Genomic DNA, 23223 nt, shown 5'->3' on the forward strand with positions numbered 1-23223 from the left:
AGGGGCATACAAAGGCCCATTCATCGTCAGAAATGTCGCTCGGGTAATGCGCTGCTTGTGACATCCCCAAATTTAACTCCAAGTACAGAACAGACTCTAGCTCCTTGCCTCAAACATCAAAAAAGCCTCGACTCCAGCTGGAGTCGGGGCTTTTTTAATTTCATGTGTCATGCTGAGCTTGCCGAGGCATCTCTACCACAATACTAAAATTGATTACTATTGCGATAGAGATGCTTCGGCAAGCTCAGCATGACTTACAGGGTGACAATTGCCGGCTACTCGGCCATCATTGCCTCGCGGGCTTTGATGCGCACTTCGTTGTTCACAGCCGTGGGTACCACCGTCACCACCACGTACTTGGAAGTGGGCGTGTTGCTGATTTTGGCCACGCTGCCGATGGGAATCAACGGGTTGGCCTCGGGGAAGTAGGCGCAGACGTTGCCCGTGGGAATGTCGTAGGGCACGGCCACAAATCTCTCCACCCGGCGCTCTTCGCCTTTGAAGTGGCTGGTGATGTCGATGAGGTCCTTGGCTTTGAGGCCGCGGTCGGCCATGTCCTGCTCGTTCATAAACAGCACCCGGCGCTCGCCCTTGATGCCACGGTACCGGTCGTTGTACTCGTAAATGGTGGTATTGAACTGGTCGTGGCTGCGCACGGTCATCAGCACCAGCTGGCCTTCTTCCAGCGTGTGCTTGTCAAGCGAAGTCGTGGTGAAATTGGCTTTGCCGTTTTCGGTGGTGAATTTCCGCTCGCGGGGGCCGTTGGGCAGGTAAAATCCGCCGGGCTCGCGCAGTTTTTTGTTGAAGTCCTCGAAACCGGGAATCACGCGCGAAATGTGGTCACGGATAACGTCGTAGTTCTCCGTCATGGCCACCCAGTCGGCAATGTCGGTTTTGTCGCCCAGCGTGGCAATGGCCATGCCGCTGATGATGGCCACTTCGCTCATCATCTCGCCGGCCAGCGGCACCAGAATGCCCTTGTTCTGGCTCACAACCCCCATCGAATTTTCGCAGCTGGTCATCTGGTGGCCGGCCTTCTGCATGTCGATGTCGACGTGCGTGAAGCAGGGCAGCAGCAGGCTGGTTTCGCCGGTCACGAGGTGGCCGCGGTTGAGCTTGGTGCCCACGTACACCGTGAGTTTCTGCCGACGCATGGCCTCGGCTATCACCTCGGTGTCGGGGCCAGCGGCGAGCAGGTTACCGCCCAGGCCAAAGTACACCTTGGTTTTGCCCAGGCGCATGGCCTTGATGGCTTCCACCACATCGTAGCCGTCTTCGGTGGGCGGCGAGAATTTGAATTCCTTGGCCAAAGCGTCGCGGAAGGTAGGCGACACCCGCTCCCAGATGCCCATGGTGCGGTCGCCCTGCACGTTGGAGTGCCCGCGCACCGGGCAGGTGCCCGCGCCGGGCTTGCCAATGGCGCCCTTCATGAGCTGCAGGTTCACAATCTCCTGAATGGTTTCCACGCCCTTGCGCTGCTGCGTGACGCCCATGGCCCAGCAGGTCACAATTTTCTGCTTGTGAGCCAGCAGGTTGGCCGCTTCCAGCAGTTCGGCGCGCGTCACGCCGCTTTCGCTTTCAATGTCTTCCCAGCTGGTGTTGCGGATGTTTTGCTCAAACGAGGCGAAGCCCGTGGTGAATTCGGCCACGAAGGCGTGGTCGACCACCTGGCCGGGGTTCAGGTCCTCGGCTTCGAAGAGGTGCTTCATGATGCCGCGCAGCAGGGCCATGTCGCCGTCCACGCGCACCTGCAGGTACACGTCGGTGAGCTGGGTGCCGTCGCCGAGCAGCGCGCCCAGGGCCCGCAGCGGGTTCATAAAGTCCTGGGGGTTTTTGAACGCCACCAAGCCGGCTTCCACCAGCGGGTTTACGCTGATGATTTTGGCGCCGTTGCGCTTGGCCTTTTGCAGGGCCGAGAGCATGCGGGGGTGGTTGGTGCCCGGATTCTGGCCTATTACGAGGATAACCTCGGCTTCTTCCAGGTCGTTGAGCGTGACGGAACCTTTGCCCAGGCCCAGGGTGGGGCTCAGGGCCGAGCCGCTGCTCTCGTGGCACATGTTGGAGCAGTCGGGCAGGTTATTGGTGCCGAACTGGCGCACAAACAGCTGGAACAGGAAAGCCGGCTCGTTGGGCACTTTGCCCGAAGTGTAGAACACCGCTTCGTCGGGGTTGTCGCAGGCATTCAGCTCCTTGGCAATGAGGCTGAACGCATCGGGCCAGGAAATGGGCGAGTAGTGATTGTCGTTGGGACGCTTCACCATGGGGTGCGTGAGACGGCCGGCGTTGTTCTGGTCGCGGTCGGTCATGCGCGAAAGCTCGGCCAGGCTGTGCTTGGCAAAGAACTCGGGCCCAGCGGCCTTGTCGTCGGCGTCGGAGGCGGTGGCTTTGGCTCCGTTCTCGCAGAATTCGGCTACCGAGCGGTGCTCGTCCGGGTCGGGCCAGGCACAGCTCGAGCAGTCGAACCCGTTCTTCTGGTTGAGGCCCAGCAGGGCCTTGGAGCCCCGGCCCACACCGCCTTCTGCCCAGCTGAACTGCATGGATTTGATGACGGCCGTAACGCCGGCCGCCACCCGCTGCTGGGCTTCCAGCTTGAGGCCGGTCAGGGCTTCGGGTGGCTGGGCCAGCACGGGGTTCAGGAACTTGGCACCAGCTACTTCGGGGGCAGGAATGTGAGCGTGCACGTGCGTACGGTTGGGTTCAGAACTGTAGTTGTCGGGGGCGGGGGCTTTTCCTTGGTCGGGCCGCTCACCGCTTTTGGGGGCGTTGTCCTCAGCCAGTTGCTGGTGAGTCTTGCCAGCCTTGCTGGGGTCGGTTTTGGGTGAGTCTTCCATGTGTGTAGTTATTAGTTAAAAGTTAAGAATTATGAGTTGAAACGGTGGATAAACAAGTCAGGCAGCGGCTTATCGCCAAAATAACGGCAATTCATAACTCCTAACTTTTAACTCATAACTCACTTAGTGGTGGCAGTCCAGGTCTTTCTCAACCAAAATACGGAGGCGCTGGTTTTCGGGCAGCGGCAAGTCGTGCGTAAAACCGTTCTGGTCGGTTTCAACCCATAGTTTGGCCAGGTCAAAAGGCACGAGTACCGTGATGCTGCCCGGCTCGTAGTGCACCTGCACGGGCTCGGTAATAGCCGCGGTTTCCGGGGCTTCGGAACCACGCTGCAAGGCGTAAGTAAGCTGCTGCTCGGCTGTGGTTCCAAAATGCACCGTGGACGCCACGCGGCCAGTGGTCGCGAATTCCTGTATTTCGGAGCCGGAAAGGCGCAGCCGCAGCGTGTCGTCTTCGATGCGAAGTTTCATGGATGGAAGAGCCGGAAGGGGCTTAACCCCAAATGTAACGTAAAGCCTGTGCGGTCGTTGCAGGCAGCTATAACAATTGAGCAAAATTCCTGGCCGCGTCAGTTTCCAGTTTCGGTCAGGCGCCAGCCGTGGCTGTATACGTTGTAGCGCCCCTGGCGTACAAAACCCAGCACGGTCATGCCAAAACTTTCGGCGGCTTGCACGGCCAAGCTGCTGGGGGCACCCACGGCCGCAATAATCCCAATGCCCGCTGCAGCGGCTTTCTGTACCAATTCAAAGCTCACGCGGCCGCTCACCAGCAGCACGTGCTGGTGCAGGGGCAGCCAATCGGCCAACAGCGCGGCCCCAATCACCTTGTCAAGGGCGTTGTGGCGGCCCACGTCTTCGCGCAGCAAGAGCAAGTTGCCGGCCGGCGTGAAGAGCGCGGCGGCGTGCTGGCCACCGGTCTGCTCGAATCCGGCCTGGGCGGCGCGCAGGCGCTCGGGCAGCTGGTGCACCGTTTCGTAGCTCAGGTACGGCCCGGTGGCGGGCAGCACGGGGCAGGAGGTGGTGCGCACGGCGTCGATGCTGGTTTTGCCGCACACGCCGCAACTGGAGCTGGTGTAGAAATGCCGCTCCATGGCTGCAAAATCAACTTTGACATGGGCGGCGAGCTCGGCCCGGGTCACGTTGCCGGCTTCCTCGGCCTTCTGCACATCGGGGCAGGGAATGATGCCCAGCACATCGGCTTTGTGCTGAATGATGCCTTCGGTGAGCAGAAAGCCGGCGGCCAGCTCTTCGTCGTGGCCGGGCGTGCGCATGGTAACCGACAGGGTGCGGTGCTGGCGCTGGCCATCCAGCTCATAGCCCACGCGGATTTCCAGCGGCTCTTCGGCAGCCAGCTGGTCGGATGCCGACACGGGCGGCCCCGCACCGCTCACTTTCTGGATGGTGGCAAATTCGTAGCTGGCAGCGGGGAGAAGGATGGCAGGGTCCATGAGGGAGAAAGAAAGGAGTCAGATACAAAACAAATTAATCATCTGCTCATTAACAGGTGATTACGAAAATAATGCGCTAAACGACCGAATATTTGACATCGCAAACGATTCCGGTGACATCGGGCAGTTTTAATGAGGTTAAAACAGTACATTGCAGTAGGCTGTTTCGCGCAAGTAGGGGTGCAACGTTATTAATCCGGACTTGGGCCCAGCTTTCCTGGTATTTTCAGTTGATGTGGCCCAGCGCCTTTTCCTTATTCGGTTAAGAATACTTATTGTTGGCTATGCGCGTGCTCTCCAATACTCCTGTTCCTGCCGTGTGCGTTGTGCCCCCGTGCGACGCAGACTTGGTGCAGGCACTGGCCCAGGACAATGAAAAAGCCTTTGCCGAGATTTATGAGCGGTACTGGCAGCCCTTGCACCAGCAGGCTGTGCGCAAGTTGGGCCGGGCCGAAGACGCCGAAGAGGTGGTGCAAGACCTGTTTGTGACGCTGTGGAACAACCGTGGCACGGCCCGCATCCAGCAGCTTGATGCATACTTGTTTTCGGGCCTTAAATACAAAATTATCGACTGCATCCGGGCCCAATTGGTGCGCAAGGCCTACGCAGCCACAGCCCCGCTCCGCCACAAAGCGCCCACCCATTGCACCGAAGAAACCCTGGCCGCCGCCGACCTCTCGCTGGCCCTCGACGCCAGTTTGCGCAGTCTGCCGGGCCACACCCAAGAGGTATTTCGGCTTAGCAGGGTCGAATACCAGTCGGTGCCCGAAATAGCCGCCCGCCTCCAGGTTTCGCCCAAAACAGTGGAGTACCACCTCTCCCGCTCCCTGCGCCTGCTGCGCCGCTACCTCAAGGACTTTCTGGTGGCGGTAGCTGTGGCTGTGCAGCTGGCCAGCTAGAAGCTGTTGTGCTGGTGCTATCCCGAGGCAATGGTTGGCGGCTCTCAATAAATCTCCTTCTGAAAGCCACGGCAGCTGTGGGCACCAGCAAGCGCGAGGGCAGCCCAAGGTGGCAGATTGGGCCTGGTTCAAAAAAAAGTTTGAGACCTGACTAGGGCAAACCCGATATGGCCCGACTATGCAGATACCGGGCCTCCTATCGGGCTCGTTCTGAATGAAGCAATCTTACTTTTCTGAGCTACTGAAGCGCTACCTGCACGACGACTGCACCGAGGGCGAAGCCTGGACGGTGGACCAATGGTATGAAGCCCGCGACATGCCCCGGCCCGCCGACCGGCCCACCCCGGCAGAAGAGGCCGTTGCCAAGGCAAAAATGTGGCAGCAGGTGCAGTACCGTACCCAGCCGCGGCCCACGCGGTGGCACACGCCCGCTTTGCGGTGGGCAGCGGCGGCCGTGGTGGCGCTGGGACTGGGCGTGGCAGGGCTGGGAACGTGGCAGCCCACCGCCGGTACCCGTCCGGCAAGCGGCCGCGAGGCGGCGGTGCAGGTTAGCACCGCCCAGGGCTGGGTTACGTGCACCAACGCAACGGGCCGCCCGGCCCAGGTGCTGCTGGCCGATGGCAGCACCGTGGTCCTGCAGTCTGGTAGCTGCCTGCGCTACCCGCGGCGGTTTGCGGAGCCCGAGCGGCGAGTGGAGCTGAGCGGCGAAGCCTTTTTTGAGGTAGCGCACGACGCAACCCACCCTTTCCGGGTACTCACGAAACAACTGGAAACCATGGTGCTGGGCACCAGCTTCACGGTGCGGGCTTTTCCGGGCCAGGCGGAGGCGGCGGTGATGGTGCGCACCGGCCGCGTGCACGTGGTGCCCAACGCAGTGGCTGACACGCAACAGCCCAGCCGGCCCCCCGCCGGCGTTCTGCTGCTACCCAACCAGCAGGCGGTGTATTCGGCCGCGGTGCGGGAGCTGCGACGCGAGCTGGTGGCCCAGCCCGCCGTGCTTCAGCCGCAGGCCCTCGCCTTCACAGAGCGGCCCGTGACGGAGGTACTGGCCTCGCTGCAAACTGCCTACGGGGTGCCCATTCTCTACAACGGTGCGGCGCTGGCTAGCTGCACCGTGAGCCTGGCCTTTGGGCAGGAAGAGTCGCTGGATGGCAAGCTCACCTTGCTCTGCAAAACCCTGGGCGCCACGTATGAGCGGGCCAGTGAAAAAATTATTTTCCGCAGCCGCGGCTGCCAAAGCGAATAGCTCCGTGCCCTTGCTCTCACTCATCTTCAAAAACCCACCAACCCTTTTTCCCATGAGTCGTCTCTTACAAACCTCTCTTCGTTTTGGTCGGCGCTCCTGCTCGCTGCTGGCCCTGCTGGTGGTGTTGCTGACAGCCGGAGCGGCGGCAGCGGCCCGCCCCGTTGCCGACAATGTGCTGGCGCGCCACGTGACCCTGCAGCTGGAAGCGCAGCCCGTGAAAACGGTGCTCACCACCATCGAAAGCCAACTTGGCATTCGCTTTCTCTACAGCCAGCAGCTCATCGGCGCCGAGCGCCGGGTGAGCGTGCAGGCCGTGGACCAGCCCCTGAGCGGCGTGCTGCAAACGCTGCTGGACCCGTTGCGCATCAACTATGAAGTGGTGACCAGTGGCATTTTGCTGGCTCCCCGGCCCGCCGCGGCCCCGCTGCTGGCGGCCGACGTGCCCGTGACGGGCCGGGTGCTGGACGCCGCAGGGCAACCCATGGCGGGGGCCACGGTGCTGGAACAAGGCACCACCAACGGCACCGGCACCGACGGCGAAGGGCGGTTCTCGCTGCGCGTGCAGGAAGGCGCCACGCTGGTGGTGTCGGCCATTGGTTTCAAAACGCAGCAGATTCCGGTGAATGGCCGCGCCACCATTGAGGTGCGGCTGGCCGTGAGCGCCACCGACCTGACCGACGTGGTGGTAGTGGGCTCGCGCGGCCTGCCCCGCACCGACGTGGAGCGGCCCTCGCCCGTGGACGTGCTCAATGCCAAGGAGCTGCAAGCCACCGGGCAGGTCGATTTGGGCCAGCAGGTGCAGTTCAACTCCCCTTCGTTCAACTCGGCCAAAACCGGCGTGAACGGCGTGGCCAACTACGCCGACCCCGCCTCGCTGCGCGGCCTCTCGCCCGACCAGGTGCTGGTGCTGGTGGACGGCAAGCGCCGCCACCAGTTTTCGGCTCTAAACCTGAACGTGACCGTAGGCTCGGGCACGGTGGTGACGGACCTGAACGCGGTGCCCTCGCTGGCCATTGAGCGCATTGAGGTGCTGCGCGACGGCGCGGCGGCCCAGTACGGCTCCGACGCCATTGCGGGCGTGATTAACCTGGGCCTGAACAAGAGCACGGGCGTGGCCACGGTGCGCACCCAGTTCGGCATCACGCAGGAGGGCGACGGCGCCCAGTACCTGGCCGGCGCCAACTACGGCGTGAAGCTGGGCAAAACCAACCCCGGCTACCTCAACATGACCCTGCAATACCAGCGCCAGGAGCAAACCAACCGCAGCGATGACTATGTGGGCGGCATCTACACGGCTTTTCCGGCGCTGCCGGCCCAACCCACGGCGGCCCAGATTGATAACGAAAACCGCCTGCGCACGGAGCGGGGCAATATTTACCCGCAGGTGGGGCAGCCGCTGAAGGTAGGCGTGTACGGCAGCAACCAAGCCAACATCTACCAGGGGTTCTACAACCTGGGCATACCCGTGGGCAGCGCCGGGTGGTCCGTATACAGCTTTGGCGGCGCGTCGCGCAAGGACATTCTGGCTTATGGATTTTTCCGCAACGCCCAGCCCAACAACGTGAACTATAGCCCGGTGCAGCCTAATGGCTACCTGCCCGAACTGCCCGGCCGCAGCGACGACTACTCGGCCGTGGTGGGCCTGAGCCGCAAGCTGGCCGGCGGCTGGAACCTGGACTTCAGCACCGGCTACGGCTACAACTTTCTGGACCTGTTTGTGAAAAATTCGGCCAACCCATCGATGGGAGCCGATTCGCCGACCGATTTTTTTGTGGGCCGCAGCTCCTTTGGGCAAAGCACGAGCGAGGTCAACGTGTCGCGCAACTACGCGGGCCTGTTTGGCACCAAGTCGTTTAACCTCGCCCTGGGCAGCCAGTTCCGGGTCGACCGGTTCCAGCTGGAGCGGGGCAGCCCGGAGTCCTACTTTGTGGGGCCGTTTGCCTTGGCTGCACCGGCTACGCCCACTTCGCCGGCCCGCACGGCCAAGGCCCCCGGCTCGAGCGGCCGGCCGGGCATTGCGCCCGACGACGAAACCAACGCCACCCGCTCCAACGTGGGCGTGTACGTGGACGTGGAAAGCGACGTGACCGAGCGCCTGCTCCTGACCACGGCCCTGCGCTACGAAAACTACTCGGACTTCGGCAGCAACATTTCCGGCAAATTTGCTTCCCGCTTCAAAGTGACCGAAGGCGTGTCGCTGCGCGGCTCCATCAACCGCGGCTTCCGGGCGCCTTCGCTGCAGCAAATTTTCAACAGCGTGACCACTTCTACGGTACAGTCGGGGGTGATTGTACAAACCAAGCAGCTGCGCAACGACGACCCGCGCCTGGTGCCGCTGGGCGTGGCCGCCCCCAAAGCCGAAACCTCCTGGAACTACAGCGTGGGCGTGGCCGCCCGGCTCACCGAAAGCCTGCTTTTCACCCTGGATGCGTATCAAATTGACATTTCCGACCGCATCATCAACAGCGAACGGCTGATTAAGGGCAGCGCGGCTGCTAACACGGGCATCCGGGCCCTGCAAACGCCGGCATTTGACGGCGTTAGCGAAATTCGCTTCTTCACCAACGCCATTGATACCCGCACCCGCGGCATCGACCTGGTAACGACCTACAAGACTGAGTTCAGCGAGCGCAGCCGCCTGAGCACCAGCCTGGCCCTGACCTTCAACGCCACCAACATTGTGGGCACGCGCGACACGCCGGCGGCCCTGCAAGCCGGTACCCCCAACCGCATTTTGCTGATTGACACGGTGAGCATTGGGCTGATTGAGCGGGCGCAGCCGCGCCAGAAGGTGCTGCTTTCGGCCACGTACCAGATGGGCAAGTTCAGCATCACGCCCCGCGCCTCGTACTTCGGCTCGGTTACGGCCTTTGAGAAACCTACCGCCTCTACTGCCCGCCCGAACCCGCGCCACATCAGCCAGAAATTTGACGGCAAAACCTTGTTCGACCTGGCCCTGGTGTATAATCCGGCGCGCGTGGTGTCGGTGACGCTGGGCGCCAACAACATCACCAACGTGTACCCCGACAAAGTGGATTCGTCCCGGTTTGCGAGCTACTCCAACGGCGAAATCCCCTATTCGCGCAACGTGGCGCAGTTCGGCTTCAACGGCGCTTATTACTACACCAACGTCACGCTCACGTTTTAGCGGTCACCCAAGGCAAAAGAACGTCCTGCTGAGCTTGCCGAAGCATCTCTAGCGCTTCGCCTAAACCGTTGTAACGAAGCGGTTGAGATGCTTCGGCAAGCTCAGCAGGACGTTTTTTTTGTAATCAACCCATTCACTACTCCCCATGACCAACCTGGCTCTGCTACTGGTGTGCCTGGGCCTGGGTGCGGCGCTGCGGCGCTGGCAGCTGGTGCCGCCGGGTGCACACGGCGTGCTCAACCAGCTGCTCATTGCGGTGCTGCTGCCGGCGCTCACGTTTCTGCACCTGGCCGAGGCGCGGCTCGACCAGCGGTTTTTGCTGCCCATGCTCATGCCGTGGCTGATTTTTGGGGTGGCGTGGTTGTTTTTTGCGGCGGTGGGGCGGCGCCTGGCGCTGCCTCGCGGCACGGTGGGCGCCCTCATTCTCACGGGCGGCATCAGCAGCGTCTCGTTTGTGGGGTTTCCCATTTTCGAGCTGCTCTATGGGCGGGCCGGCCTCGAAATGGGCATTGTGATGAGCGTGGCCGGCTCCATTCTCATTTGCGTGACGCTGGGCGTGGTGGTGGGTTCGCTGTATGGCGCAGCCAAGCCCTCCTGGAAGGCCATAGTGGGCAATGTGGTGCGGTTCCCACCCTTTCTGGCGTTTGTGCTGGCGCTGGGAGCCAACGTGCTGGGCTACCGCCACCCAAGCCTGGTGCGCGGGGTACTGGAGCGGCTCAGCTCGCCCTTTCCGGTGATTGCCCTGCTCTCGGTGGGCCTGCAGATGCGGCTGGTGGTGCCGCGGGCGCAGCTAAAAATGCTCAGCCTGGGCCTGGGCTACAAGCTGGTGCTGGCCCCCCTGCTGGTGTGGGCCGTGTACCGGGGCCTCACCAACCACCACGGCAGCACGGTGGATTTGTGCGTGCTGGGCGCGGCCATTGGTCCCATGAACACCGCTGCAGTTGTGGCCGACCGCTACGGCCTGGACCCTCCACTGGCTGCCCAAATGGTGGGCCTGGGCATTCCGCTCTCCCTGCCGCTGCTGGCCGCGCTGGGCTGGTGGCTCACGGCGCACTGAAACCTTTGTCATCTTTGGGGCCCGGCCCCTTTACGCTACCTCACGCTTTGCTGCCATGACCGTTAAAACACTCAGCCGCAACCTCACCTTTTGGGTGCTACTGGCCATTGTGACCGGAGCCCTGCTGGGGCATTTCGCCCCGGCCACGGCCGTGGAGATGGAATTCCTGGGCAAGCGCTTCATCGACGTGGTGAAGCTGTTTATTAATCCCATTATTTTTCTCACCATCACGCTCGGCATCAGCACCATGGGCGACCTGAAGAAGGTGGGGCGCATTGGGGGCAAAGCCCTGCTGTACTTCGAAATTGTGACCACGCTGGCCCTGGTTATTGGCGTGGCAGTGGCGGCAGTGGTGCGGCCCGGCGACGGCGTGTCCGTGGGCAAGCTGAGTACTGAAAAGGTGGGCGAGTTCACGAAGCGGGCCGGCGATTTTTCGTGGGGCCACTTTCTGGCCGACAACCTCACGCTGCAGGTGCTGCTGCTGTCCATTGTGATGGGCGTGGTGCTCAGCAAGTACGCCGGCCGCAAATCCATCATTCAATTGCTCAAAAAAGCCTCCGGGTATGTGTTCCGGGGGCTGCACTACGTGATGTTGCTGGCGCCCATCGGGGCATTTGGCGGCATGGCCTACACCATTGGCAAATACGGCATTGCCACACTGCTGCCGCTGGGCAAGCTCATGGTGACGGTGTACGTGACCATGGCGTTGTTCATTTTCATCATCCTGGGAGGCATTCTGCGGTATTGCCGCATCGGCATGCTTTCGTTTTTGAAGTACATCAAGGCCGAGCTGCTGATTGTGCTGGGCACGTCGTCGTCGGAAGCGGGCCTGCCGGGCCTGATGGAAAAGCTGGAGCGCATGGGCTGCGCCCAGCCGGTGGTGGGCCTGGTGGTGCCCACGGGCTACTCCTTCAACCTCGACGGCACCACCATCTACCTTTCGCTGGCCACGCTTTTTCTGGCCCAGGTGTTCCACATCGAGTTATCGGGCGCGCAGATTCTGACCATGATGGGCATTCTCATGGTGACGAGCAAGGGCGCTGCTGGCGTGGCGGGTAGTGGCTTTGTGGTGCTGGCCAGCACACTCACGGCGCTCAAAGTCATTCCGGTAGAGGGCCTGGCCCTGCTGCTGGGCGTCGACCGGTTTATGTCGGAGGCTCGCTCCATCACCAACTTTATTGGCAACGGCGTGGCCACCATTTTCCTGGCCCACAACGAGGGTGCGCTCGACCACGACATGGCCGAGGAGGCGCTGGGCAAGCGCATGAAGCCGTTCCGCTGGCGCAAGGATTACACCAGCGGCGAGTACCTGGGCGAGGTGGCCGAGCAGGCCAGCGAGGCTGCGCGCCTGCTGAAAAACAAACAGGAGGGGCCGTTGTAGATTCTATGCGCTCGGGCCAGTCGCGGGCTCGCAGAGTCAGCGCTTCTAGCCGACCTTTGCCCCTGTGGAACCCTCAACCCTGACCCAAACAGAACCCCGCCTCGCTCCTACCCGCCCGCCCATCCGCTTCGACCGCAACGAACTGGCCGGGGCCTTTGGCGACCTGGGCACCGACCTGCCGCTGCTCATCGGCGTCATCGCGGCCTCGGGGGTCGACAGCGCCGGCGTGCTCATTCTATTTGGGCTGATGCAGGTGTTTTCGGGACTGTGGTACCGCATGCCCATGCCCGTGCAGCCCCTCAAGGCCTTCGCCGCGCTGGTCATTGCCCAGAAAATTCCCGGGCGGGTCATTTTTGGCGGCGGGCTGGCCATTGGGGTCAGCATGTTTCTGCTGTCCGTCACGGGGCTGATTGACGCCCTGGCGCGGCTCGTGCCCAAGCCCGTGGTGCGCGGCATCCAGTTTGGGCTGGCCCTGCAGCTGGCCACGCTGGCCCTGAAGCAGTACGTGCCCGCCGATGGCCTGCCGGGCTACGCGCTGGCGGCGGCGGCCTTCATCATCACGGTGGTGCTGCTGGGCAACCGGCGCTGGCCGGCGGCGCTGGCCGTCATTGCGTTGGGCGTGGCGTATGCGCTGGTTTTCAAGCTGGATTTGGGCACGGCGCAGCGGGCCATCGGTCTGCATCTGCCCTCTTGGCACGTGCCACAGCCGGCCGATATTCTGACCGGGGCCGTGCTGCTGGCGCTACCCCAGATTCCGTTGTCGTTGGGCAACTCGGTGCTGGCCACCCGCCAGATTGCCGCCGACTACTTCCCGGAACGCAACCTGACGGTGCGCAAAATCAGCTTCACCTACTCGCTGATGAACCTGGTGAGCCCGTTTCTGGGCGGCTTTCCGGTGTGCCACGGCTCGGGCGGCATGGTGGGACACTACGCGTTTGGGGCGCGCACGGGCGGTTCGGTGGTGCTGTATGGGGCGCTGTTTCTCACGCTGGGCCTGTTTTTCAGCCAGGGCTTTCAGCAGGTGGTGCAGATTTTTCCACTCCCGATTTTGGGCGTGCTCCTGCTCTTTGAAGCCCTGACGCTGGCCGCGCTACTGCGCGACATCAGCAGCCGCCGCACCGATTTGGTGGTGGCGCTGCTGGTAGGATTGCTGTGCGCCGGGCTGCCCTATGGCTACCTGGTGGGCCTGGTGGTGGGCACGGGCGTGTACTATGCCATTCAGCGCGGCTGGGTGGCACTGGGAAAGTAAGCGCGCAGCCAATTGAAACGGCCTGCAGCCTGTACTTTTCAGCGTTCGTCATCGTTGGCACCCACGCCTCGACACTGGCCCTTTTCAAATCAACTATGCTGCTTGTTCAAGACTTGAACATTGTAACCGATGTTCTGCCAATTTTCAATTTCACGCATACTGGGCAGGCTGAAACTGCCCTGTTGCACCTGTTTCGACAGGCTCCCGGGTCAGTGATGGCTATTTTGGAGCGCCAAGAAATCCTAAAGGGGTTCCGCCAAAACTGGGAAGTACTGAGCGAGTTCTCTTACTCGCCCATTTATCAGCGCGAAACACAGACCTTTCTCAATAACCTAAAAAGCGGCCGGACATCACTAAAATCGTCCCCTATCATAGCAAGATTGGGCTACCTCTGGTCGGATGAACATAGGCATCGCACGCAGGCCTCGTTGATTCAGATGGTACTGTTGCTCGACCGCTTTCACGAGCGTTACTTCCGACGCCTCAAGCCTGCTGATTTTCCGGAGTCCTTCGCGGCGCAACTGGATTCGGCCAAGCAGTTTTTAGAGAGCTTTGATTTGAGTTCGTATGCGGTATCTATTAGGGAAAAAACATTTTCGATAACGCAAACCGTGCAACTAACCCGCACGCTGGAGAGCATATCGTCCGTAAAAATTACGGCTTTTTGGGAGTTTCTGTTTCTATTTGAGGCCTACTGGTCGCTCACGAAAGCGGGGCTGAAACACGCTTTTTGTACACCGACATTCCACGTGTCAACCTTTGAGGTGAAGGGGCTCTATCATCCGGCAGTGGTCAATGCGGTGCCGAACGACTTCCAACGGCCCCCAGATGAAAACGTGTTTCTACTTACTGGACCTAATATGGCCGGGAAGTCAACACTGCTTAAAGCGTTGGGCTTGTGCGTCTACCTGGCCCATTTGGGCTTCGACGTGCCGGCCACTACCTGCGTCCTTCCGTGTTTTGATACCATTGCCGTCTCCATCAACCTCAACGACGACCTACGCAGCGGTTACAGTCACTTCATGACCGAACTGCTGCACCTGAAAACGGTACTTGAGCAGGCCTCCGGTGACCAAAAATGCTTTGCTGTTTTCGACGAGCTTTTCCGGGGCACCAACCCCGATGATGCACTCGACATCACCCGCGCCACCATCACCGGCTTGGCGCGCTTTCCACATTCAATTTTCTTTATTTCAACTCACCTTAGCCAGTTGGAGCCCTACGCTGCTAACGACGCCCAGGCAGCCGTGGGCAGTTACCACATCGACTGCGTGCTCACTGATGGCAAACCTGTTTTTTCCTATCAGCTCAAGCGCGGCTGGTCTCGACTGAAGATTGGTCGGATTCTATTTGATGAAGCGGGATTACCTGGTTTACTAGCGCAGTAGGCAGAATGAACCACCGTATCCTATTCGGCTAGCGGCGGCGCTGCACTATTCGTCTTTCGCAGCGGCAGCTCAGGCACAAATAGCGTCATCACCAACCCACCGACCACCAGCAGAATATTGATGAAGTAAACCCGCGAGATACCCTTGGAGAAGGCCGCACGCATCTGTGGGGAGGTAGCGCCGGCAGCCACTGGCAATGCGGGCCCTTCTGCAACCACGGCTTGCGCTGCGGGCGGCGCGGTAGTAGCGGGCATGCTTTGCGTGAGGGTGAGCGTAAGCACCGTACCGAGCACGGAGGCGGTGATGGCGCCGCCAATCTGCCGGAAAAACTGGCTAGCTGAGGTGGCCTGGCCCAGCAGGCGCGGCTCAATGGCGTTTTGAATGGCCAGCGTGTAGAGCGGCATGGTGGGCCCCAGGCCGATGCCGCACAAGAAAAGGTAGCCCAGTATCCGATAGTAGCCCACATCGGCGGACATGGTGGCCAGCAGCGACAGTCCCCCCAGCAACACCACCAGCCCCGATAGCATCCAGCGCTTGTAGTGGCCGTAGCGCGACACCATTTGCCCCGCCAGCAACGAACCCGCTACCACACCCATGGAAAGCGGAATGAGGCTGACCCCGGCTTTGGTGGCCGACACGCCCAGCACATTCACCATGAACAGCGGCTGGAAGATGATGATGCCCAGAAACGCCCCGCCCAGCAGAAACAGCGCCGCGTTGGCGGTGCGGAACACCGGGTTTCGGAACAGGCCAAAGTCCAGAATGGGATTCTCGTGGCGCAGGCTGCGAAACACGAACGCCACGATGGACGTGACCGACACAGCCAGCAGGCCCAGCGTGAATGGGTCGGTCCAGCCATACACAGCCTTGTTGAGCTGCAGGGCCATCACCAGCGGCACCAGGCCCAGCATCAGCAGTACGGCCGAGAGGTAATCAAAGGGCTTGGGCTGGCCGCGCGGGCGCAGGGCCGGCATCTGGGTCAGAATAAACCAGAGCGCCAGCAAGCCCAGCGGCAGGTTCACGTAGAATACCAGGCGCCAGCCCGCCACACCGGGGATCAGGCCACCGCCGTTATCGGTGAGAAAGCCGCCCAAAAACGGCCCCAGCACCGACGACGTGCCGAAAACCGCGCCCGTGAAGCCCTGGTAGCGCCCCCGCTCGGCGGGTGGAAAAAGGTCGGCAATGATGATGAAGGCCATGGCAAACAGCCCCGCGCCGCCTAGGCCCTGCACGGCCCGGAAAATCACCAGTTGATTCATGCCGTCGCCCAGCAGCGGCAGCGGGCCAAACTCACCGGCCAGCCCGCACAGCATTGAGCCAATGAGGAAGATGACGACGGCCGTGACCTCAATTTTGCGCCGCGAGTACATGTCGGCCAGCTTGCCATAAATGGGCACCAGCGCCGTGCTGGCTACCAGGTACGCCGTGGCCACCCACGTAAACCGCTCCAGCCCATCCAAATCGGCCACGATGCGCGGCAGCGCCGTGGACACTATGGTCTGGTCGAGCGCGCCGAGGAACATGGCCAGCAGCACACCGGCAAACGTGAGCATCTTCTGGCGGTGGGCGAGGGTGTTGGCGGGCGTGGCGGGGGTAGGCATGGGGAAAACCAGAACGTCGTGCTGAGCTTGTCGAAGTATCTCTACCGCTTCGTTGAGCCGATTGGATTACTGTTGCGGTAGAGATGCTTCGACAAGCTCAGCATGACGTTTCTAAAACATGTAGTCCGCTGCCTACAGCAGCGAGCGAATCCAGCCCCCGTCTACGGCAACGGAGGTGCCGGTGATGTAGCTGGCGCGCTCCGAACACAAAAAAGCCGCGAGCGCCGCAAATTCCCGGGGCTCGCCCAGGCGGCGCATGGGGATTTCGGCTTCCCACCGGGCGGTGCGGCGGCGGCGGTAATGCCGTCGCGCGCGGCCAGGACATCGGCCAGGTTTTCCACCCGCTCGGTGCGGGTGTAGCCGGGCAGAATGTTGTTGACGGTGACACCGAACGGCGCGACTTCGTTGGCCAGCGTGCGGGCCATGCCGGTCACGGCCGCCCGCAGGCTGTTGGAGAGCAGCAGGTTTTCCACCGGCTGCTTGGCCGCAATGGACGTCACGTTCAGAATCCGGCCCCAGCCCCGCTCCTTCATGCCGGGCAGCACGGCGCGCGTGAGCTCCACCACGCTCGTGAGCAGCAGGTGCGTGGCTGCTTCCCACATTTCGCGGCTCAGCGTGTCGAAGGTGCCGGCGGGCGGGCCGCCGGCATTAGTCACCAGCACATCCACGCGGCCAAACCGGTCCATGGCAGCCTGCACCACGCGGGCCACGTCGGCGGGATTCGATACGTCGGCCGCCACGCCGAGCACGGGCACACCGGTGGCCGCCGCAATGGCCGCGCACGTTTCCTGCAGTGCTTCCTCGCCGCGCGCGCAGAGCACCAGCGAGGCACCTTCAGCCGCCAGCTCTTCGGCCACGGCGCGGCCCAGGCCCTTGCTGGCTGCCGCCACCAGGGCTACTCTTCCTTTAAGTCCAAGGTCCATAGGGCTATTTCTTACGCAGGTAATCGTCGGATTTGTCCAACCAGTCCTGGCGGGGCGGGCTGAAAATATCCACGTCCAGGGTGTCTTCCAGGGCTTCGGCCGTGTGCGGCACGTTGGACGGAATGTGCAGCACCTCGCCGGCCCGCACAATGATTTCCTCGCCGTCTTCGGCCCCAATGTGGAAGCGCAGAGCCCCTTCCAGAATGTATGTAATCTGCTCGTTGATGTGGTGGTGCAGGGGTACCACGCAGCCTTTCTTGAGGTACACATGGGCCAGCATCATGTCGTTGCCGGTGATGAGGCGCCGCGACAGCTGGTCCGACAACTGCTCCTTGGGCATGTCTTCCCAGGTGTACTTGGTAACGGATTGGTTTTCTTCCATGGGGGGTTGGGATGAGGTTTAGTGGGTTGTTGACGTTGTGGATAATAAAAAAGGCCGTCTTGCTGAGCGGAGCGCAGCGCAACTGAAGCATCTCTACCTCAATACTAACCCATTTGTTAGAATTACCGATGCGGTAGAGATGCTTCAGTTGCGCTCCGCTCCGCTCAGCATGACCGTTTTCTCCTCTCAATCCGCCCCACCCGCTACACCCGCACCCGGCTGGCTACCGCCGATACGCACAGGCCCATTACCGCAATAAGCGCAAACGACACCCGTAAGTTGGTAGCCCCGGCCACTAATCCGATAATAGGCGGGCCTAGCAAAAACCCCAGAAAGCCAATCGTTGAAACCGAAGTCAGGGCCATGCCGGCCGACATGTGCGTCGAGCGGCCCGCCGCGCTGTACACCAGCGGCACCACCGCCGATGTGCCGAACCCCACCAGGAAAAAGCCGAACAGCGCCGTGCCCAGCATCGGCAGGAGCACCGCAATGAGCAGGCCGGTGGCCGTGAGCAGGCCGCTGAGCTGAATCACGCGCCGGGCGCCCAGCCGTTCGGCCAGCTTATCGGCCCCGAAACGACCCAGGGCCATGGTGCTCATGAAGGCAACGTAGCCCGCGCCCACCCAGTCTTTATCGGCCTGAATTACCTTCTTGAAATACACCCCGCTCCAGTCAAACATCGCCCCCTCGCAGATGAGGGCACAAAAAGCAATGGCGCCCAGGCCCAGCAATTCCTTGTCGGGCTTCACGAAAATGGGCTGGTCGGGGTCCACGCCCGCGTCCTGGCGCACGGTGTAGCCGGCGCTCACTGCCAGCCCCGCCCCCATCAGCAAGGCAATGAGCAGGAAGTGCACGCCCGGCGGCACGGCGTGCCCAATCATAAACGAGCCCACGGCCGCTGCCACAAACCCGGCCAGGCTCCAGAGCCCATGGAACGAGGCCATAATGGGCTTGTGCTTATAAAGCCGCTCCACCCCCACGGCCTGGGTATTCACCGAAATATTGGTCAGGTTGCCGCCCACGCCAAACAGGACCAGGCAGGGTATCAACTGGTAAAGATTGCTGGCCCAGCCTGCGGCTACCAGGGCGGTGGCGTACAGCACCACGCCCCACAGCACCACTTTGCGGCTGCCCTCTTTGGCCACCAGCCAGCCCGTGGCGGGCAACGACAGCAGCTGGCCCAACGGCAGCGCCAGCAGCACTAAGCCCAGCTCCGCCTCCGAAATGCCCATGCGCTGCTGCACGCTCGGAATGCGCGAAGCCCAACTGGCAAAGCACAGCCCCAACAGAAAAAACAAAACCCCCACCGCCAGGCGGTGGGCTTTGCGGGAAATGGGCGGGGCCGTTGCAGTCAATGAAATCATCACGTAAATCTTCTTGCCCCAAGCGCCGGACGGGAGCCCTCTATCGCTATTGTATCTGGCAAATTATAAGCCTACCCAACGCCAGCCAGCGCACAGTAGTTGCCTGTTTGGCAGCAGTGACGCTTCACTTTCATTTGCGCTACCACACGCCCCCATACGGCAGCCACCCAAACGCAAAACCGCCGCTGCCGCAGTCCGTGACCTCAGGTATCACGGGCCGTGGCAGCGGCGGATTATGGTACTGCGTTATTTTTTGGTATCCAGCCTGATTTGGGCTACCACTTCGCGCAGCAGCAGGATGATGGAGTCCACCAGCGGCTGGAGCGTGGCGGCCTTGAAACCGCCCTGCCATTGGTCGAGCACCTCCACGGGGGCCAGTAGGTGTAGGGCCTGCAGGTGCACCAGGCTGGGAAGTAGCGTGTGCGCTGTGGTTTTCAGCAGGACCAGGTCGCTGGTGAGCATGCCCTGGCTCAGGCCTTGCATGGCCTCTTCGCAGCTTTCCACGAAAGTCTCCAGCATAAAGGTCACGAAGGTGGGGTCGCCCTGGCCCACCTGCAGCAATTCCTCTACGCCGTAGAGCTGGGGAGCCAGCGGCACGGCCGGCGGTGCCGGGGCCAGCAGGAAGCCGGGCTCTTCGGCATCGGCGGTCAGGCTGGCTTCAGGCACGGGCTGCAGCAGGGTCCATTCGCCCACTATTTTCAGCAGCTCCTCTTCTTTGAAGGGCTTGGTGAGGTAGCCGTTCATGCCGGCGGCGAGGCATTTCTCCCGTTCGCCTTTTACGGCATTGGCCGTGAGGGCCACAATGGGTGTAGTGAGGCCCATTTGCTGGCGCAGCAAGGCCGTGGCCGCGTAGCCGTCCATCACCGGCATCTGAATATCCATCAGAATCAGGTCGAAGCGGCGGTACTGGGCCAACTCCACAGCTTTGGCGCCGTGCTCGGCTTCGGTCACCTGCACGTGGGCGTGGGCAAGAAAAGTCTTGGCAATCTGCCGGTTGAAGCGGTTATCCTCCACCAGCAGCACCTGCTTGTTGCGCAGGCTTTGGCGGGTGGAGCTGTCGAGGGGAAGCACGCGCTTGGGAGCCAGGTCGGTGGCCACGCCCTGCGGCAGGCGCAGCGTAAACTGCATCACGGTGCCCTGGTTCTTCACGCTTTCCAGACGCACATCGCTGCCCATCAGCTTTAGCAGATTGCGGCAAATGCTGAGCCCCAGGCCCGTGCCCCCAAACTTGCGCGTCACCGAAGAGTCTTCCTGGCTGAATTCGCTGAAAATGTTCTTCACGAACTCCGGCTCGATGCCCACGCCGGTATCGGCCACCCGGAACGTTACCTCGCCGTTGCGGCTGTCGGCATCGGCCACAAAGTCGCAGGTGATGGCCACATGGCCCGCTTCGGTGAACTTAATAGCGTTGCCGGCCAAGTTGAGAAGCACCTGCCGGATGCGGTAGGGGTCGCCGAGCAGCACGCGGGGCACGGTGGGCGCCACCTGTACGCGCAGGCACAGCCCTTTCTCCACAGCTTTGTAGTGCAAGGTCTGCTCGATTTCAGCAAGCATGTGCACCGGTGTAAAGCCCACCTGCTCCAGTGTCATCTTGCCGGCCTCCAACTTGGAGAGGTCCAGAATGTCGTTGATAATCACCAGCAAATGCTCGGCCGATGTGCTGATTGCGTGGCGGTAGCTTTCTTGGTCGGGCGCAAGCTCCGTTTTGGCCAGCAGCTGGCTCATGCCCAGAATGGCGTTCATAGGCGTACGGATTTCGTGGCTCATGTTGGCCAGAAACAGCTCGCGGGCCCGCACCGCCGACTCGGCCGCCAGCTTGGCGTGGCGCAGGGCCTGTTCGGTTTGTACGCGTTCCGTCACGTCGAGGCCATAAGTCACAATGAGGTGCGGGCTGCCATCGGCGTGGAACACGGGCTGCAGGCAGCGGTACTGGTGGCTCGGGCCCGAGCGCCGCTGGGAGGCCTCCTCAAACGTGACCAGCCGGCGCTCATCCAAGGCCTGGTTCAGGCGCCTGTGCCGCTCCTCGGCAAGGGTCATCGAGTGGTTGTAGTGGGCGCAGTACTCGGCGTTGGTTTTGCCGATAATCCACGCCCGGGCCGTGGGGTCTTTAATGGCGCTGGCGTTCACGAACAAATAGCGCAGTTCGGCATCAAAAATAGCCAGGTCGCAGGGCACGTGGTTGAGGGCGTACTCGTAGAATTTGCGCTGCTCGTCGAGCTTTTTCTCGGCTACCTGCCGGGCCGTCATGTCGGTGCCAGTGCCCACCACCATGCGCAGCGAGCCATCGGCCGCGTACACCGGAATGAGATGCCGGGACACCTGCCGGAATTGTCCTGCTACTTCAAAGTCCTCGGCCCACGTCGCTTCCTGTCCCGAGGCCACAGATTCGGCGAACTTCTGGCGGCGGCGTTGGGCCACTTCCACCGGCCGCTGCCGGTACGAGCAGTACTCAAAATCGTCTTTTCCTACCACCCACTCCCGCAGCGCCGGGTCTTTAATGGACTTACTGTTCACCAACAGGTAGCGGTTTTCGGTGTCGAACACCGCTACTTCCACCTTCAGGTTGTCGAGAACCGTGACATAAAAATCCTTCTGCTCAGCCAGCTCCTGCTTTGCCGCACCCAAGGCTGCCTGCGCGTTGGCAAGGGCTTTTTTAAGTTCAGCAATGCTTGCAGCCGGCTCCTGCTCGTCGCCGCAAGTGGCAACGGCACTCGAAACATACGGCAAAGGCAAATCGCCTAAATGGTATAATTCAGACATATAATATAAGCGCGACTTAGTAGATAATTAGCAAATATACATTAATACCCAAAGCTAAAGCGCTTACCACCGTGTCTTTAAACTTTATTAAATTTAATTTATCTAATAGGTTTTATAATGAATGTCTTTAAATTTATGTAACCCTTAGCAGTAAGCACAAGCACTATTCAAGTAATGTTCTTGTAGTCCACTGCTTGCTTCGATGTCATCACGCTCCGTAAAGCAGGGTTATTTGATTGAAATTTTCGCCTCCATTCGCACTAGTTTATGCGGCTCTGCTTAGCGGAGATACTACCACAGCAGCTGAGCCTGTGCCGGGCTTAGGCAGCGCCCGCAACTCAAGGCCGAGCCACACTAAAGCACCTTTTCCTGGTCACCGAGACATATTGCAACAGGCCGGCCATACTGATGGTCAGCATGATAAGAAAAACACATAAGCACGGTGCCTTCCGGCTACGGCTAGCCGCCAATGGTGGCCATGCTCTCGAAGCTGAGTTGGTGCAGGGGGCGCTGCCGTTCGGCCTCAAAGCCGTTAGCGGCCCGAAAGCGGAACGCGGCGGCCAGCGCAGCGGCTATTTCCTCATCGTCTTTGCCGCCGCGGAGCAGGGCCCGCACGTCGAGCACGCCCTGGTCGTAGAGGCAGGTTTTGATGCCGCCTTCGGCCGTCATGCGCAGGCGATTGCAGGTGCCGCAGAACGTGCGCGAATACGCCGCAATGATGCCAACATGGCCTTGATGGCCCGCAATGGCATAGTCCGAGGCCGTGGCCCCGGCTGCCATGGCTATTGGCATGAGCTCGCCAAAGTGCTGCTCCAGGTGCTGGCGAATGCGTACGTGGTTCCAGGGCAGGGAGTCCGGCCCGGCCTCGTGGCTGCCACCGTTGAAGGGCATCTCCTCAATAAAGCGCACGTCTACGGGCAGCGTGCGGCTGAGGTCGGCTAGGGGAACAAGGGCGTCGATGTTTTGCCCGTCCATCACCACAGCATTAATTTTCACCTTAATACCCGCCTCGAGCAGCGCGTAGAACGTCTCCATCACACGCGGCAGTTCGTCGCGTCGCGTGATGCTGGCAAACCGGGCGCGGTCCAGTGTGTCGAGGCTGAGGTTCACGGCCTTCACACCTATACGGGCCAGGGCCGGCACGTGGGGCGCGGTAAGTACGCCATTGGTAGTCAAGCTGATGTCTTCAATGCCGGGCAGTTCGGCCAGGTGCTCCATGAAGGGCACTAGGTCGCGCCGCACAAAGGGCTCCCCGCCGGTGAGGCGCACTTTACGCACGCCCATAGTGGCCAGCAAACCGGTGAGGCGCAGCATCTCCTCGTAGCTCAGCAGCTCGTGCTTGGGCATATACTTGATGCCTTGTTCGGGCATGCAGTAGAAGCAGCGCAGGTTGCAGCGGTCGGTCACGGCCAAGCGCAGGTATTCCAGCGGCCGGCCGTGCTGGTCGTAGAGCGTAGAAGCCATAGGAGTGGCCGTAGGGGAAGCAGTCGGTAGCACGTTTATCACCAAATTTGTCGGGTTGTACGTAAGACACCCCGCTTGCGCT

16 protein-coding genes and 1 pseudogene are annotated in these 23223 nt (G+C 61.3%); 7 read left to right on the forward strand and 10 right to left on the reverse strand.

Going from position 1 to position 23223, the window contains the following annotated elements; all coding sequences use genetic code 11:
- Window positions 1-275 precede the first annotated feature (275 nt).
- The 3 genes from BEN48_RS08905 to fdhD form a co-directional block, all read right to left on the reverse strand.
- On the reverse strand, window positions 276-2831 hold the full coding sequence (locus BEN48_RS08905; protein ID WP_070734244.1) for an FdhF/YdeP family oxidoreductase: 2556 nt from the start codon (window positions 2829-2831) through the stop codon (window positions 276-278).
- Between the two features lie 123 nt (window positions 2832-2954).
- Window positions 2955-3302 (reverse strand): DUF7009 family protein, encoded by a 348-nt coding sequence (locus BEN48_RS08910; RefSeq protein WP_070734245.1) that lies wholly within the window; start codon window positions 3300-3302, stop codon window positions 2955-2957.
- A 98-nt stretch (window positions 3303-3400) separates the two neighbouring features.
- Entirely contained in the window at window positions 3401-4279 is an 879-nt protein-coding gene (fdhD, locus tag BEN48_RS08915) for a formate dehydrogenase accessory sulfurtransferase FdhD (protein ID WP_070734246.1), read from the reverse strand.
- A 284-nt stretch (window positions 4280-4563) separates the two neighbouring features.
- On the opposite strand from fdhD, the gene BEN48_RS08920 reads away from it, so the two are divergent.
- From BEN48_RS08920 to BEN48_RS08950, 7 genes are all read left to right on the forward strand, one after another.
- The gene (locus BEN48_RS08920) at window positions 4564-5178 is read left to right on the forward strand and encodes an RNA polymerase sigma factor (RefSeq protein ID WP_083320910.1); all 615 of its coding nucleotides are present in this window, start codon (window positions 4564-4566) and stop codon (window positions 5176-5178) included.
- Between the two features lie 214 nt (window positions 5179-5392).
- Window positions 5393-6424, forward strand: a complete 1032-nt coding sequence (locus tag BEN48_RS08925) for a FecR family protein (RefSeq protein WP_070734247.1) — start codon at window positions 5393-5395, stop codon at window positions 6422-6424.
- A gap of 52 nt (window positions 6425-6476) precedes the next feature.
- Complete coding sequence (locus BEN48_RS08930) at window positions 6477-9572, forward strand: TonB-dependent receptor (RefSeq protein WP_158010133.1); 3096 nt, start codon at window positions 6477-6479, stop codon at window positions 9570-9572.
- Between the two features lie 145 nt (window positions 9573-9717).
- Entirely contained in the window at window positions 9718-10629 is a 912-nt protein-coding gene (locus tag BEN48_RS08935; protein WP_070734249.1) for an AEC family transporter, read from the forward strand.
- A gap of 55 nt (window positions 10630-10684) precedes the next feature.
- Complete coding sequence (locus BEN48_RS08940; protein WP_083320912.1) at window positions 10685-12010, forward strand: cation:dicarboxylate symporter family transporter; 1326 nt, start codon at window positions 10685-10687, stop codon at window positions 12008-12010.
- A gap of 64 nt (window positions 12011-12074) precedes the next feature.
- Window positions 12075-13259 carry a putative sulfate/molybdate transporter gene (locus tag BEN48_RS08945; protein ID WP_070734250.1) on the forward strand — a complete coding sequence of 395 codons (1185 nt, stop codon included), beginning with the start codon at window positions 12075-12077 and terminating at the stop codon, window positions 13257-13259.
- Between the two features lie 95 nt (window positions 13260-13354).
- A complete protein-coding gene (locus BEN48_RS08950; RefSeq protein ID WP_070734251.1) occupies window positions 13355-14647 on the forward strand; it encodes a MutS-related protein in 1293 nt (430 codons plus the stop codon).
- A gap of 20 nt (window positions 14648-14667) precedes the next feature.
- Here BEN48_RS08950 and BEN48_RS08955 read toward each other — a convergent pair whose 3' ends face one another.
- The 7 genes and pseudogenes from BEN48_RS08955 to moaA form a co-directional block, all read right to left on the reverse strand.
- The gene (locus BEN48_RS08955; RefSeq protein ID WP_241502224.1) at window positions 14668-16248 is read right to left on the reverse strand and encodes an MDR family MFS transporter; all 1581 of its coding nucleotides are present in this window, start codon (window positions 16246-16248) and stop codon (window positions 14668-14670) included.
- 132 nt (window positions 16249-16380) lie between these two features.
- Window positions 16381-16506, reverse strand: a complete 126-nt coding sequence (locus BEN48_RS20175) for an SDR family oxidoreductase (RefSeq protein ID WP_394330929.1) — start codon at window positions 16504-16506, stop codon at window positions 16381-16383.
- 62 nt (window positions 16507-16568) lie between these two features.
- Window positions 16569-17171 (reverse strand): annotated as a pseudogene (locus BEN48_RS08960) (SDR family NAD(P)-dependent oxidoreductase); the annotation flags it as partial.
- 4 nt (window positions 17172-17175) lie between these two features.
- Window positions 17176-17553, reverse strand: a complete 378-nt coding sequence (locus BEN48_RS08965; protein ID WP_070734252.1) for a cupin domain-containing protein — start codon at window positions 17551-17553, stop codon at window positions 17176-17178.
- A gap of 203 nt (window positions 17554-17756) precedes the next feature.
- Window positions 17757-18917 (reverse strand): MFS transporter, encoded by a 1161-nt coding sequence (locus tag BEN48_RS08970; protein ID WP_070734253.1) that lies wholly within the window; start codon window positions 18915-18917, stop codon window positions 17757-17759.
- Window positions 18918-19163: 246 nt separating this feature from the next.
- Complete coding sequence (locus tag BEN48_RS08975) at window positions 19164-21677, reverse strand: response regulator (protein WP_083320913.1); 2514 nt, start codon at window positions 21675-21677, stop codon at window positions 19164-19166.
- A gap of 459 nt (window positions 21678-22136) precedes the next feature.
- Window positions 22137-23141, reverse strand: coding sequence for a GTP 3',8-cyclase MoaA (gene moaA / locus BEN48_RS08980; RefSeq protein WP_070734255.1), 1005 nt, complete (start codon window positions 23139-23141; stop codon window positions 22137-22139).
- Between the last annotated feature and the right edge of the window lie 82 nt (window positions 23142-23223).

The organism is Hymenobacter glacialis, assembly GCF_001816165.1.
Taxonomy (GTDB): domain Bacteria; phylum Bacteroidota; class Bacteroidia; order Cytophagales; family Hymenobacteraceae; genus Hymenobacter; species Hymenobacter glacialis.

Excerpts from the sequence above, each read along its gene's own strand:
- BEN48_RS08975 (WP_083320913.1), bottom strand. The coding sequence starts at position 21,677 with ATGTCTGAATTATACCATTTAGGCGATTTGCCTTTGCCGTATGTTTCG.
- fdhD (WP_070734246.1), bottom strand. The coding sequence starts at position 4,279 with ATGGACCCTGCCATCCTTCTCCCCGCTGCCAGCTACGAATTTGCCACC.
- BEN48_RS08910 (WP_070734245.1), bottom strand. The coding sequence starts at position 3,302 with ATGAAACTTCGCATCGAAGACGACACGCTGCGGCTGCGCCTTTCCGGC.
- BEN48_RS08935 (WP_070734249.1), top strand. The coding sequence starts at position 9,718 with ATGACCAACCTGGCTCTGCTACTGGTGTGCCTGGGCCTGGGTGCGGCG.
- BEN48_RS20175 (WP_394330929.1), bottom strand. The coding sequence starts at position 16,506 with ATGCGCCGCCTGGGCGAGCCCCGGGAATTTGCGGCGCTCGCGGCTTTT.
- BEN48_RS08940 (WP_083320912.1), top strand. The coding sequence starts at position 10,685 with ATGACCGTTAAAACACTCAGCCGCAACCTCACCTTTTGGGTGCTACTG.
- BEN48_RS08965 (WP_070734252.1), bottom strand. The coding sequence starts at position 17,553 with ATGGAAGAAAACCAATCCGTTACCAAGTACACCTGGGAAGACATGCCC.
- BEN48_RS08925 (WP_070734247.1), top strand. The coding sequence starts at position 5,393 with ATGAAGCAATCTTACTTTTCTGAGCTACTGAAGCGCTACCTGCACGAC.
- BEN48_RS08920 (WP_083320910.1), top strand. The coding sequence starts at position 4,564 with ATGCGCGTGCTCTCCAATACTCCTGTTCCTGCCGTGTGCGTTGTGCCC.
- moaA (WP_070734255.1), bottom strand. The coding sequence starts at position 23,141 with ATGGCTTCTACGCTCTACGACCAGCACGGCCGGCCGCTGGAATACCTG.
- BEN48_RS08970 (WP_070734253.1), bottom strand. The coding sequence starts at position 18,917 with ATGATTTCATTGACTGCAACGGCCCCGCCCATTTCCCGCAAAGCCCAC.
- BEN48_RS08950 (WP_070734251.1), top strand. The coding sequence starts at position 13,355 with ATGCTGCTTGTTCAAGACTTGAACATTGTAACCGATGTTCTGCCAATT.
- BEN48_RS08930 (WP_158010133.1), top strand. The coding sequence starts at position 6,477 with ATGAGTCGTCTCTTACAAACCTCTCTTCGTTTTGGTCGGCGCTCCTGC.
- BEN48_RS08905 (WP_070734244.1), bottom strand. The coding sequence starts at position 2,831 with ATGGAAGACTCACCCAAAACCGACCCCAGCAAGGCTGGCAAGACTCAC.
- BEN48_RS08955 (WP_241502224.1), bottom strand. The coding sequence starts at position 16,248 with ATGCCTACCCCCGCCACGCCCGCCAACACCCTCGCCCACCGCCAGAAG.